General features: G+C 42.1%; 13 protein-coding genes. 12 read left to right on the plus strand and 1 reads right to left on the minus strand.

Annotation, left to right across the window (positions count from 1 at the left end):
* Window positions 1-166 precede the first annotated feature (166 nt).
* The 12 genes from CCK98_RS08140 (at window position 167) to CCK98_RS08195 (ending at window position 12725) form a co-directional block, all read left to right on the plus strand.
* Window positions 167-496 (plus strand): DUF3870 domain-containing protein, encoded by a 330-nt coding sequence (locus CCK98_RS08140; RefSeq protein WP_088086118.1) that lies wholly within the window; start codon window positions 167-169, stop codon window positions 494-496.
* A 188-nt stretch (window positions 497-684) separates the two neighbouring features.
* The gene (locus CCK98_RS08145) at window positions 685-1341 is read left to right on the plus strand and encodes a CoA transferase subunit A (RefSeq protein WP_088086119.1); all 657 of its coding nucleotides are present in this window, start codon (window positions 685-687) and stop codon (window positions 1339-1341) included.
* A 1-nt stretch (window position 1342) separates the two neighbouring features.
* Window positions 1343-2005 (plus strand): 3-oxoacid CoA-transferase subunit B, encoded by a 663-nt coding sequence (locus CCK98_RS08150; protein WP_088086120.1) that lies wholly within the window; start codon window positions 1343-1345, stop codon window positions 2003-2005.
* Window positions 2005-3195: a thiolase family protein gene (locus tag CCK98_RS08155; RefSeq protein ID WP_088086121.1), complete on the plus strand. Its 1191-nt coding sequence runs from the start codon at window positions 2005-2007 to the stop codon at window positions 3193-3195. The genes CCK98_RS08150 and CCK98_RS08155 overlap by 1 nt, the downstream gene beginning before the upstream one ends.
* Window positions 3183-4568 (plus strand): aspartate aminotransferase family protein, encoded by a 1386-nt coding sequence (locus CCK98_RS08160; protein WP_088086122.1) that lies wholly within the window; start codon window positions 3183-3185, stop codon window positions 4566-4568. Before CCK98_RS08155 ends, CCK98_RS08160 begins: the two co-directional genes overlap by 13 nt.
* Window positions 4552-5847, plus strand: a complete 1296-nt coding sequence (locus tag CCK98_RS08165; RefSeq protein WP_088086123.1) for an aspartate aminotransferase family protein — start codon at window positions 4552-4554, stop codon at window positions 5845-5847. The genes CCK98_RS08160 and CCK98_RS08165 overlap by 17 nt, the downstream gene beginning before the upstream one ends.
* Window positions 5848-5889: 42 nt before the next feature.
* On the plus strand, window positions 5890-7350 hold the full coding sequence (locus tag CCK98_RS08170; RefSeq protein ID WP_088086124.1) for an aldehyde dehydrogenase: 1461 nt from the start codon (window positions 5890-5892) through the stop codon (window positions 7348-7350).
* A 21-nt stretch (window positions 7351-7371) separates the two neighbouring features.
* Window positions 7372-8892, plus strand: coding sequence for a M81 family metallopeptidase (locus CCK98_RS08175; protein WP_088086125.1), 1521 nt, complete (start codon window positions 7372-7374; stop codon window positions 8890-8892).
* Window positions 8880-9359, plus strand: coding sequence for an N-acetyltransferase (locus tag CCK98_RS08180; protein ID WP_088086126.1), 480 nt, complete (start codon window positions 8880-8882; stop codon window positions 9357-9359). The genes CCK98_RS08175 and CCK98_RS08180 overlap by 13 nt, the downstream gene beginning before the upstream one ends.
* A 70-nt stretch (window positions 9360-9429) precedes the next feature.
* Window positions 9430-10839 (plus strand): lysine 2,3-aminomutase, encoded by a 1410-nt coding sequence (ablA, locus tag CCK98_RS08185; protein WP_088086127.1) that lies wholly within the window; start codon window positions 9430-9432, stop codon window positions 10837-10839.
* A 2-nt stretch (window positions 10840-10841) separates the two neighbouring features.
* Window positions 10842-11120 (plus strand): YokU family protein, encoded by a 279-nt coding sequence (locus tag CCK98_RS08190; RefSeq protein ID WP_088086128.1) that lies wholly within the window; start codon window positions 10842-10844, stop codon window positions 11118-11120.
* A 102-nt stretch (window positions 11121-11222) separates the two neighbouring features.
* Window positions 11223-12725 (plus strand): amino acid permease, encoded by a 1503-nt coding sequence (locus CCK98_RS08195; protein ID WP_088086129.1) that lies wholly within the window; start codon window positions 11223-11225, stop codon window positions 12723-12725.
* A gap of 101 nt (window positions 12726-12826) precedes the next feature.
* Here CCK98_RS08195 and CCK98_RS08200 read toward each other — a convergent pair whose 3' ends face one another.
* Window positions 12827-13723: a DNA glycosylase gene (locus CCK98_RS08200; RefSeq protein ID WP_373408525.1), complete on the minus strand. Its 897-nt coding sequence runs from the start codon at window positions 13721-13723 to the stop codon at window positions 12827-12829.
* Window positions 13724-13911 lie beyond the last annotated feature (188 nt).

The raw sequence follows: 13911 nt of genomic DNA on the forward strand, positions 1-13911 counted from the left end.
TATTTATTGTGTATAGGTCTAAAAAATAGTCGTAAGCTCTTTCTTATTAGTGAAAGCGCTTTAACATTTTTGAAAATTTAAAATATTCACATTGACATTGTTTATTCTGACCCGTATACTCGTGTTAGAAACATGTTCAGTGGATTTTTGAAAGGTGGATTATAGCATGCAAACACTGGAAACGGTGATTGTTACAGGATATGCAAAAGCTCCACAGGGAACTTCCATGTATGAAATATATAAGCATGCGGGAATTGTTCTCGAAGTGAATCTGAAAGATCATAAGATTATCGGAGCTGAATTCACATTCGTAACTGAACTAACTAAAAATTATTTTCAAAAACTGCTGATAGGCTACTGTCTTGAAGACGGTGTCGAGCAGTTGATTAAACGAATTCAAAGTTTTTATTTTGCTCCATCCCAGCAAGCGATCATTGTGGCTCTACAAGCTGCAGTTCAACGTTACTGGGATAATGTGAAGCAAATGAATACATAACGTTTGGTTATAATAAAGTGGGAAGATGACCTCTTCCCATGGTCTTATTAAAACCGGGCAAACATGAACTCTTTGTAAGGAATGTTCGTTGGAACGACATTCTTTATAGAGATTTATGTTTTGCTCGGTTTTTTATTTTACCGAACTGTTAACACCCACAAAAGTCGATGGAGAGGAAGGGAAAAAAGATGAGCAAGCTGATTACATGCGAAGAAGCTGTAAAAAAGGTTAAAAGCGGCTCACGAATTATGGTAGGGGGATTTGGACTTGTAGGAAGTCCGCTTAGTTTAATAGCCGCTTTGGCTCAATCGAAAGTGAAAGACTTAGAGATTATTAGTAATAACCTTGGTGAACCAGGCAGAGGTCTTGGAGTTTTAGTACGGCAAAAGCAAGTGAAAAAAGCGATAGGTTCGTATTTTACATCCAACCCGGAAGTGGTTAAGTCTTATCAGGATAAGGAAATGGAAGTGGAGCTGCTACCGCAAGGAACGATGTCTGAAGCCATTCGAGCGGGTGGTGCGGGACTAGGAGGGTTTTATACACCGGTCAGCGTAGGAACAAAAATCGCCGAAAACAAAGAAGAGCGTACTCTTAACGGTAAAAAATATGTGTTCCAAGAGCCTCTTAAAGCCAATTTTGCTTTAATTAAAGCGAAAAAAGCGGATCAATTAGGAAATCTCATATACAACAAATCGGCAAGAAACTTCAATCCGATGATGGCAACAGCTGCGGATGTGGTTATTGCAGAGGTGGACGAGATTGTGGAGGTAGGCCAAATTTCTCCTGAAGAAATTGTGACCCCTCATTTATACGTTGATTTTATCGTTGTGAAGGGAGGTAACTAGCTTGAACGTAAAACAATACATTGCTGCAAGAGCGGCGAAGGAATTAAAGCATGGCGATATCGTCAATTTGGGCATAGGGATTCCAACGCTGGTTGCTGATTACATTCCATCAGATGTTAAAGTTTTTTTACACTCGGAAAACGGCATCCTTGGAGTAGGTCCTACCCCTGATCCAGAGCATATTGACAAAAATCTTGTCAATGCAGGGAAACTTCCTGTCACAGTATTGGAAGGGTCATCCTATTTTGATAGCGCTTCCTCTTTTGCGATGATTCGCGGAGGACATGTAAGCGTTTCGATTCTTGGTGTGCTGCAAATCGATGCAATTGGGCGGATTGCCAACTGGGCCGTACCAGGAAAAAGTGTTCTTGGTGTAGGCGGGGCGATGGATTTATTGGAGGGCTCCAAAAAGGTAATCGTAACAACGTTGCATACGTCTAACCAGGGAGATTCAAAAATCGTCAAGGAATTAACCTATCCGATCACATCGGAACGAATAGTGGATTTAATTATTACCGATTTGGCGGTGTTCGCTGTAAAGGAAGATGGACTTCATCTTATTGAGCTGTCCCCTGGAATTTCCCTTGAGGAAGTTCAACAGAAAACGGATGCACCCTTCCATATTGCTGAATCTTTCAATATAGGCAAAGAGGTGACTGTGTAGTGGTTGTAATCGTAAATGCATTTCGGACTGCTATCGGAAGCATCGGTGGATCACTGGCGGATACGCGCCCGGAAGAGCTCGTATCTCTCATCATGAAAAATAATCTTTCGTCTTCTGGTTATAGTGCCAATATTGTCGATGAAGTCATCGTCGGCCAAACAAAGCAGAGTGCGCATGCTCCGAATATTGCAAGAGTTGCCGCATTACAGGCCCATTTTCCAGAATCGATTCCTGCTTATACTGTTCATCGTCAGTGTGGTTCGGGTATGCAGGCCGTCATTAACGGAGCGATGTCCATTTTGACAGGTCAGGCGGACGTCGTTTTAGCAGGAGGTGTCGAAAGCATGTCACAAGCGCCTCATTATACGGTTGGCACTCGATTCGACCTTAAGATTGGAGATCTGACGCTGTATGATTCAAATACGGAGAGTCAGCCAAAATCGCAGCCGGAGGAGATATATGGTCGTTTCACGATGGGGCAAACAGCTGAGTGGCTAGCTGAAAAATATAACATTAGCCGCCGTGAACAAGACGAATTTGCCTTCACGAGTCAGCAGAAAGCGAAACGTGCAATTGAAATGGGCCATTTTGAAGAAGAAATCATTCCTGTTCCGGTAAAGGAAGGAAAAAAGGGGATCAGACACTTTGCGATAGATGAGTACCCAAGATTGACGGACATTGAAAAGTTAGGAACACTAAGTTCTATGTTTCAAAACGATGGTACGGTAACTGCCGGAAACTCTTCCGGAAGAAATGATGGAGCCTCGATGCTGCTGTTGATGTCGGAAGAAAAAGCGAAACAACTTGGAGTGGTGCCGATGGCAACGATTCGTTCCTTTGCTGCAGCGGGTGTATCACCAAAAGAAATGGGAATCGGTCCGGTTCCTGCTTCCCAAATTGCATTGAAAAAAGCGGGTCTTCGTTTAGAAGATATCGATTTGATTGAATTAAATGAAGCATTCGCCGCTCAAAGTCTTGCTTGTTTAAAAGAATGGGGCATAAAAGGAGACAATGTGAATGTAAACGGAGGGGCGATTGCCTTAGGTCATCCACTTGGGTGCTCCGGTGCAAGAATCATCACTACATTATGTCATGAGCTTGAAAAACAAAAGCGGCAATTTGGCCTTGCGACGATTTGTGTCGCGGGGGGATTAGGAATGGCAATGGTGGTGGAAAGATGGATGGAATAAAAAAAGACTACGTGTTTCATCGTGATCTAAAAAAGGAGTACCCGATTATTACCCACGGTGCAGGGGTCTATCTCATAGATGAGAATGGGAAAAAATATTTGGATGCTTGCTCGGGAGCAGTTGCAGCCAACTTGGGCCAGGGGATTAGTTCTATAGGAGAGGCCATGGCAGAACAAGCAAAAAAAGCAGCTTTCGTCCATACAATGCGCTTCGAGACGAAAGCGTTGCATGAACTGGCTGAAACAATCGGAAAAATGGCCCCCGACCATTTAAATAAAGTGTATTTTACAACCGGAGGCTCAGAAGCAAATGAAAGTGCTTTGAAGCTTGCGAGGCAATATCATAGGGACGCCGGCAGATCCCAAAAACACATGGTGATCGGGCGATGGCAATCGTATCACGGTAACACCATCGGTTCTTTATCAGCAGGAGGAGACGTTAAAAGAAGGCATGCATACACTCCTAATCTTTTAAACTATGCCCATGTCTATTCTCCTTACTGCCACCGATGTCCATACGATCGTCAAAAAGATGATTGTCTCTCTATACAAAACTGGACGTGCGTTACGGATATTGAAAGAACCATTTTAGAGCTTGGTCCTGAGAACGTGTCGGCATTTATCGCTGAACCCATTGTCGGAAGCCAGCAAGGAGCTGTTCCACCGCCGCCAGGGTATTTTAAGAGAGTTCGAGAGCTTTGTGACCGTTACGAAATTGTCTTAATTATCGATGAAGTGATGACTGGATTCGGCCGTACTGGTACCAACTTTGCGACAGAACAGATTGGAATCGAACCTGATATCATCACGTTTGGAAAAGGGGTTTCGGCAGGATATGCTCCGCTGGCCGGAATGATTGTTCATGAACGATTGATAGATGGGCTCATTCAAAATAGTGATGGGAAATTTATTCACGGCTATACCTATAGCGGGCATCCTGTGGCAGTGGCAGCGGGCATTGCTGCCCTGGATGTATATGAGCGTGACAAGGTGCTGGAAAACGTGAAAGAGCAGAGTTCTTACCTTTTCGATAGGCTTTTGGAACTTAAGCATAAACATATCTGTATATCCGATGTCCGGGGCAGAGGGCTTTTAATCGGTATGGAGCTTGTGAAGGATCGTGAGCAGGATCTATTGTTCGATCCATCTGAAAAAGCTGCTGAAAGATTGAATGGAATTGCGATGGAACTCGGTGCGGTTTTTTATCCCGGTTCCGGTTCAATTGACGGCACAATGGGGGAGCACTTTATCATCAGTCCACCTTTAAATGTAACGAAAATAGAAATTGATGAAATTGTGAGAATACTAGATGAATCATTATCGATATTCGAGGGCCAATTTAGAAAGGATGAGGCATATGAAATTGCAAAGTAAAACAAACGTAATTCAAGAAAAAGCACGAAAGCATTTATCACCGGTTATGACAAGGGTAACGGAGCTTGTCATTGAAAAAGCGCATGGCGCAAAGTTTTGGACGACAGACGGAAAGGAATATATTGATTTTGTTTCAGGAGTGGCAGTCAATGCAGTTGGGCATACGAACGATAAAATGGTTGATGCCATTAAAAAGCAAGCTGAAAATTTGATTCATCTTGGATTGAACTATGGTTATTATGAAACGGCTGCGAATTTGGCGGAAAAGCTTGCTCAAATCACACCAGGAAATCTAGACACTGTCTTTTTCTCCAATTCGGGAGCTGAAGCCATTGACGGTGCGCTTAAACTAGCAAAGGCGGCCACAGGCAGACCGGCCATCATTGCTTTTGAAGGATCGTTTCATGGCCGTACATTAGGAGCAACAGCCATAACAGCATCAAGCTCTAAATACCGCCGTTATTATGAACCGATTTTAGGTGAGGTGTATCACGTTCCATATCCGTATCCCAGCCAGCTGAAAAACATTAGAGAAGAAGAAGCTGAAGAGTATTGCTTGAATCAGCTTCAAAAATTGTTCGATCTACGCGTGGATCCTTCACGTGTAGCGGCTATCATCATTGAACCGGTAATGGGTGAAGGTGGCTATTATCCAGCACCGCCAAGCTTTTTGCAGGAGTTAAGAAAGATTACAGAGGAACACGGCATTTTGCTTATCTTTGACGAAGTACAAACAGGATTTGGCCGTACAGGCAAAATGTTCGCGGCAGAGCATGCGAATGTGACTCCTGATATTTTAGTACTGGCAAAAGCCCTTTCCGGCGGAATGCCTCTTGGTGCCATTGTAGCAAGTCGTGAGCTTCATGAAAAATGGCCGACGGCAGGTCATGGTTCGACATTTGGAGGAAATCCAGTTTCTTGTGCTGCAGCATTGGCAAACATTGAGGTCATTGAGGAAGAGAAGTTAGTAGAACGCAGTGCTAAACTCGGTGCCAAGATTGTCGGTCGACTTCATAACTCGGTAGGACGTTTACCGGGCATTGTTGAAGTCCGAGGAGTCGGCATGATGATTGGTATCGAATTCGATTCTGAGTCTGCTGCTTTCTTTGTACCGAAAATTAAATCGAAAGCACTGGAAAATGGATTGCTCATTATGAACTGCGGTGTAAGCGGGCAAACGATCCGATTAATGCTGCCTCTTAATATTCAAGAAGATGTGCTAGATATAGGATTAACGATTTTAGAAGATGTGATAACAGAAATTATATCCGGAAACTAATTTTCGATTCCTCGGAATACCACGAAAAAGGAGGTCAAGTTTATGTCTAGTCAAATCAAAACAGATATTCTTCAGGGAGATCTTTATATAAATGGAAAATGGGTAAGTGCCCCCGATCAGTCCTACTTTGAAAGCTTAAATCCGGCAACGGGGGAACTTGTCGGCGTATGTGCGGCCGCCACAACAGAGCAAGTGGATGAGGCTGTTGCAAAAGCGAATGAAGCGTTTTCACAATGGAAGAACACTCCCATTCCAGAACGAGCGGCTTATTTAACGAAAGCAGCCCAATTGTTTGAAATACGAAAAGAGGAACTTGCTAGCGTTATGACAATGGAGATGGGAAAAGTGCTGCCAGAGTCTTTAGGCGAAGTCGGAGTGGTCATCGCGACTGCTCAATATATGGCAGGCGAGGGACGACGCCTCTTTGGAGAAACGGTCCCTGCGGGCTTCCCAGACCGGAACGTAAGAATGGTTCGTGAACCTCTTGGAGTTGCGGCGTGCATTACCCCATGGAACTTCCCAGTTGCGCTTGCTTCCTACAAAATCTTTTCAGCTCTGATTGCTGGTAATACCGTCGTATGGAAGCCTGCTTCAGAGGTTGCGCTATCGGCAAAGATATTTGTGGAAGTGTTAGATGAAGCCGGATTTCCAGCAGGGGTTGTGAACTTAATTACCGGTTCAGGAAGAACAGTCGGACAAACACTCGCAGAGCATACGGATGTTAAAGTCATTTCGTTTACGGGCTCAACAGAGGTCGGACAAAAGCTGGCTGAAATGAGCAGTAAAACATTAAAACGTATTTCATTGGAATTGGGTGGGAAAAATGCAGTGATCGTCCTGAAGGATGCGGACTTGGACAAGGCGGCAGACGGAATCGTAAAATCAGCGTTTACAACAACTGGTCAGCGCTGTACAGCGGCAAGCCGAGTAATCGTCGAGCATCCAGTAAAGGAACTGCTCGTACAAAAAGTAGTCGAAATAACAAAATCTATGAAAATAGGAAATGGACTTGAAGAAGGGAAACAAGTGGGACCTCTCGTAAATGAAGACCAGCTTCATATAGTCGAAAAATATGTAAAAACAGCGATTGAAGAAGGTGGGAAAATTGTGTCAGGTGGGCAGCGTGTCAAAGAATTGGGCGGCTATTATTATGAGCCGACAATCATTGAGAATGTGAAACCAAATGATACCATTGCACAGGAAGAAATATTTGGTCCCGTTCTTGCCATCATTGAAGTAGATTCATATGAGGAGGCCATGGAGGTAAATAATGGGACAATTTATGGGCTATCAACTTCTATTTATACAGAGAGCCTTCATTATGCGAACCGTGCTGCAAAGGAAGCAGTAAGCGGACTTGTCTATATTAATAACGGAACATCCAATGCCGAAATGGGAGTGGCGTTTGGAGGCATGAAAATGTCCGGAAATGGGCACCGTGAAGTTTCCCATCATGCATTCGATGTCATGACAGAGTGGAAGTCGATTTATACGAACTATTAAATGAACGGGATGGGGGAGAACATGAGAAAACATCGTATCGGTATTGCATTCTTTTACCATGAATCCCACAGTTTCAGCCCGATGAAAACTGAAATCGAACAGTTTCGAAATGAAGGATACTTTATCGGCGATGAAATTTATGATGCCTATATTGGTACGAAAACGGAAGTGGGCGGGTTTTTAGATATATTGAAACAGGAAGAGGATATAGAAATCGTGCCGCTGCTTTGTGCGGCAGCGGTCCCATCGGGCGTAGTATCAACAGAAGCGTATTCAATCATCGAAGAGCAAATGCTCCAGTCAATCCGGGAGGCTGGAAGGCTGGACGGATTATTGCTTGCACTGCATGGAGCGATGGTCGTGGAGCACCTCCTTGATCCGGAAGAGCATTTACTGGGAAAAATTCGCGGGCTTATCGGATTGAATGTTCCAATCGCGACGACGCTGGACATGCACGCCAATTTAAGCGAAAAAATGATTGATTACACACCGCTTCATTTTGGATTTAAAACATATCCGCATATTGATATGTACGAACAAGGCATTCATGGGGCAATCGCTTTGATAAAACAATTAAAGGAAAGTGTGACTTACTACGCTTCTTTTGAAAAATTGCCGATGATGCCTCCCTCTATCAATATGAGAACTGCAGAAGGGCCGATGCACAAAATGATAGAGTGGGCGAAACAAGCCGAAGAGGAAGAAGGCATTTATAATGTGTCTGTATTTGGTGGCTTTCCTTACTCGGATATTCCCATGGTCGGTGCAAGCGTACTTGTTGTTTCGCTCGATCCACAAAAAGGAAAAGAGACTGCCCAAAAGATAGCTTCCTTGTTCTGGAGTGTAAGAGAAGAATTTATCATGGATTTGCCCAGTGTGAAAGATGGGCTCGATTTGGCGATGTTGATTGAAGATGACAAGCCGGTAGTACTGGCGGACATCTCGGATAATCCTCTAAGCTGCGGGAGCGGGGATACAACAGAGCTGCTTCGGGAGATGGTGAAGATGAACATTCCTAACACGCTGTTTGGAGGACTCTACGATCCAGAATCTATTGAGGCTTGCCGCAAGAAGGGAGTTGGAAATAAGGTATTGTTGTCTCTTGGAGGGAAAGTATCGCCTGAATTTGGGGAGCCCGTACAGGTCGAAGCAACGGTAGTGGCCTTATCAGACGGTGTATTTCACAATTCTGGGCCGTTCAATCAGCATTTAAAAGTCGATTTAAAAGGGGCGGCTCACATTCGCGTTGGAGAGATGGATATCCTCCTCATTGGAAGGCCGATGTCAGCGAATGATCCGGAAATGTTTCGTCATATTGGTCTTGAGCCGCAGGCAAAGAGAATTCTTGGGTTAAAGGCTAAAAATCATTTTCGGGCAGCGTTTGAGCCGATTGTTGGCCGTATCATTTATGTGGATGCACCTGGTGTTGCATCCAACCGTTTAACAACTTTTACGTATCGTCACATACCAAAGCCAATTTGGCCGCTGAATGATATCCAATATGAAGTAGAAGTGAGGGGGACAGAAAAATGGAAACATTGAACAAAACCTATTATGTCGAAGTACCAGCTTCATTGAATCCAGAACAGCTAAAAATGATGATGGAGCTTGAGGAAGATGCGTTTCCGGGATTAGGAGCAGTAGATGAACAAGCCCTTGTCCCGCTTACACGCTACGGGAAACTGATCCAATACCGGCAGCAAAATGATCCAAGGCCGATTGCGATTTGCGAAGTGATGAGAGCTTACAATGATATTCATAAAGCCTATATTTTTGGGTTTTATGTCCGCTCCGACCAGCAAGGGAAAGGAATCGGGAAATTATTTTTACAGGAAATTTATCCGATTCTAAAACAAGATGGTTTTCGTAAGGTTTGTTTAACGGTCAGTACTAAAAACAAGGCAGCCGTCAAGTTATATGAAAAATTAGGGTTTGTCATAAAAGAGACGAGATTCGATGAATTTGGTGAAGGGGAAAATCGCTATTATATGGAATACCTCATTTCTTAATATAGTAATGAGAGGAAAATTCATCAAAAATGGTCAATAAAATATAGGCTAATTTTAGGAGGAGTTTATGATGAGGAACAATTTATTCAAACCGAAAAGACATTGGAAAGAAATCGAGCTTTGGAAGGATGTAACGGATGAGCAATGGAATGATTGGGTTTGGCAATTGACGAATACTATCAAAAATTTAGAAGACTTAAAGAAAGTAGTTAACTTAACACCAGAGGAAGAAGAAGGGGTTTTAATCTCAACAAAAACAATCCCATTAAACATCACGCCATATTATGCATCGCTTATGGATCCTGATGATTCAAGATGTCCGGTTCGAATGCAGTCTGTTCCGATTTCTGCGGAATTGCATAAAACAAGATATGATTTAGAAGATCCCCTTCACGAAGATGAAGATTCACCAGTACCTGGGTTAACACATCGTTATCCGGATCGCGTGTTGTTCCTAGTCACAAACCAATGCTCCATGTACTGCCGTTACTGCACAAGAAGACGCTTCTCCGGACAAATCGGAATGGGCGTACCAAAGAAACAGTTAGACACAGCGATTAATTATATCGCATCTAACCCACAAATTCGAGATGTGTTAATTTCCGGAGGAGACGGGCTCCTTATTAATGACAATATTTTAGAATATATTTTAAAGAATTTACGTGAGATTCCGCATGTAGAAATTATTCGTATCGGTACAAGAGCACCTGTCGTGTTCCCACAGCGAATTACAGAAAATCTTTGCAATATCTTGAAAAAGTATCATCCAGTTTGGTTGAATACACATTTCAATACATCTATTGAAATTACTGAAGAATCGAAGCGTGCATGTGAAATGCTTGCAAATGTTGGTGTACCTGTTGGTAACCAAGCGGTTATTTTAGCAGGCATTAACGACAGTGTGCCGATCATGAAACAGCTTATGCATGACCTTGTTAAAATTCGCGTTCGTCCATATTATATTTACCAATGTGATTTATCAGAAGGGATTGGCCATTTCCGTGCACCAATCAGCAAAGGATTGGAAATTATGGAGGGACTTCGCGGCCATACATCGGGTTATGCCGTTCCGACATTTATTGTTGATGCCCCGGGTGGAGGCGGTAAAATTCCATTGCAGCCGAACTATATCATTTCTCAAAGTTCTAATAAAGTCGTACTACGTAACTTTGAAGGTGTCATTACATCTTATCCAGAACCAACAAATTATCAGTCAGGCAGTGCAGAGGATTACTACAAAAAGGTTTATCCTGAAGTGTTTGAAAAGTTTGAAAGTAATGGTGTTCTATCCATTATTGATGATACGAAATTTAACCTTACACCAGAAGGATTAAAACGGTTAGATCGCCGCAAAACGTATAAGGAAAATACTGAGCATAGTTCATTAAAAGATAAACGTGATAAACGTGACGAGTTAAAAGAGAAAAAATTCCAATCACAAATGAAGAAATATGAAACAGTAGGAGCAAAGGAGGAATAATTTTGATTTGTCAATGGTGCGAATCTGACACAGCACGTGAAACGAGCAACAAAGTGTATTGGGAACTTCCAGATGGAACAAATGCGATCGAAATTAAGGATACACCATCCATTCATTGCTTGGAATGCGGTATGACCTATCAAACAGATAACACGGTGAAAGAAATTGAGGATCATCTATTTTTAATTGATTGCTCAAAGCTTGAAAAAAGTATGACGTATGAAACACTTATGGCCGCTCCACGCTTATTGAAGCGAAACTACTTTGATTTTTCGAAATAATTAGCGAGCCATCTCTCATTTTTCAATATTAAGTGGGAGATGGCATATGTTTTCTAAAAAGTTAGATAGATGCTAATAGATGAAAAATTAAGGAGGACAAGAATGGAAGCAATCAACAACTATAATAATGACCAAAATAATCAGAAACATCAGAATAATAAGGAAAGTAAAGAGCATATTAAACGCAATCTAAAGGCACGTCACATGACGATGATTGCTATTGGAGGGTCAATCGGGACAGGGTTATTTCTAGCGACAGGGGCGTCCATTCAAACAGCTGGACCTGGTGGAGCGTTAATAGCTTATGGGGCTATCGGCATCATGGTCTACTTTTTAATGACAAGTCTCGGAGAAATGGCTACCTTAATGCCGGTTTCGGGATCATTTTCAACATATGGCAGTCGCTTTGTCGATCCGGCATTTGGTTTTGCGCTTGGTTGGAATTATTGGTTCAACTGGGCTATTACACTGGCGGTTGAAATAGCTGCATCAGCAATTATTATGAAGTTCTGGTTTCCGGATGTACCGAGCATCGTCTGGAGTTCACTGTTTTTAGGCCTAATCTTTTTATTGAATGCCTTGTCGGTTAAAAGTTACGGAGAATCCGAGTACTGGTTCTCTTTAATAAAAGTAGTGACAATCATCGTTTTCATTGGAGTCGGTTTGCTTACCATTTTCGGTATTCTTGGCGGACAGTTTATCGGGTTTAAAAATTTTACTATAGGAGATGCTCCTGTTCATGGCGGCCTTTTGTCCATTTTAAGTATTTTTTTCATTGCAGGTTTTTCCTTTCAAGGTACGGAACTCGTGGGGATTGCTGCAGGAGAAAGTGAAGAGCCGGAGAAAAACGTTCCAAAGGCGATTCGACAAGTATTTTGGCGTATTCTTCTATTCTATATCGTTGCTATTGCTGTCATTGGCCTAATCATTCCTTATACAAGTCCAAACCTGTTAGGCAGGGATGTCGATAGCATCGCTGTCAGCCCTTTTACCCTTGTATTTAAGAAAGTGGGCATTGCATTTGCAGCATCTGTGATGAATGCGGTCATTTTGACATCGGTTTTATCGGCAGGTAGTTCCGGTTTATATGCATCGACACGCATGCTTTGGTCCATGGCAAAAGACGGCCAGGCTCCTAAATTTTTACAAAATGTAAATGATCGCGGAATTCCGATGAATGCCCTTGTCATGACGACGATTATCGGAGGCTTTGCCTTTTTAACGTCCATTTTTGGAGATCAAGTGTATACATGGTTATTAAATGCGTCAGGCTTAACCGGATTTATTGCATGGCTAGGAATTGCAGTCAGCCATTATCGTTTTAGAAAAGCATATTTGGCCCAGGGCAGGGACATGAATGATTTGAAATTTAAAGCGAAATTGTTCCCGCTTGGTCCGATTCTCGCTTTTGCAATGTGTGTCTTTGTCATTTTCGGCCAAAATTATCAAGCTTTTTTAGCAAGTGAGATTGATTGGTATGGAGTAGCAGTGTCGTATATTGGTTTACCGATCTTTTTGGCATTATGGCTCGGGTATAAACTCGTTCATAAATCGAAGGTCGTTCCACTAAAGGAATGTTCTTTTGATGAGATGTCATCAAAATAGAAGGTTTAGAGGAAGGGTATAAATTCTATAGGGTGAATTAAAATAGAATAGTTATGGCACCTGCCAAAAAGCACAAGCTAAACCTAGCTAGTGCTTTTTGACTAGTAGAGAACTCGCCATAAATAGAAGGTTGCATAGGATTCCCAATTTGCCCAGGGGATTGATAATGCAAGGATTTCTTCTTTGGTCGGCTTTCTATCCATATTTAGTAGCGTTTTTATCGCATTAATTAGACCGACATCATCGATCGGGAAGGCAGTCGGAAAACGAAGGCAGCGCATCAGCACATAATTGGCAGTCCATGGGCCAATCCCGCGTATTTTAATTAAGCTTTTTTCGACCTCTTTAAAATGACCGGCTTCCATTAATTTTTCTTTGGATAATTCGCCGCTCGCCATTAATTTGGCAATTCCAATAATATATTCACTCTTTTTGACGGTCATTTTAATATCTGCGAGATCCTTTGGTGTGAGTTGTGCAATTCGTTCATAGGACGGAAATATCCAATAATTTTTGCCGTCCCATTCAATGGACTCACCAAATTTTTCAACGAATTGTCTCTTTAATGTGTAAGCGAATCCTAAGTTAATTTGCTGGCCTAAGACCCCCCAGCAAAGAGCTTCAAACAAATCGGGAATGCCGATAAGGCGTAATCCATAAAAGTCTTTTACGGGCATTTTAAGTAAGGGATCGGCTTTGGCAATTTCATAAAAGGGAGTTAAATCGTTATCGAGGTCAAACCATTCTCGAATATAATGGACGACCTTATTAGGATCGCGCGGTTTACCTTTTAAAAAGTGAACAACCATTTGGTTTTTCTCGTTTACTTTTATTTGTACAAGTGTTTGAATTTCGCCAATCGCGATGACTCTTGTAATGTTATCATTTTCAATTTCATACATACATTCATTTTTATTCCGCTGCAGGTATCCAAAGTTTGCTTTCATATCAAACGCTTCAGGCAATGGAATGACAATATATTCATTAACTTCGTTAATTTCTTCCCCAAGTGTGTTGGACAATTTTTCCTACCCCTTCCTTTTGCTATATTCTATTATTATCATAAAAGTAAAAAAAATATTTTTTTATCTTGCTGTTACATTCAAATTTTTTTATTATTCATGCAATTACGTGTATATTGATTATGTAGTAATGTTAATCGCTGAATGATAGAGAATCTAATTCT

Origin of the sequence: Bacillus sp. OV166 (genome assembly GCF_900177675.1) — a bacterium.
GTDB lineage: Bacteria > Bacillota > Bacilli > Bacillales > Cytobacillaceae > Neobacillus.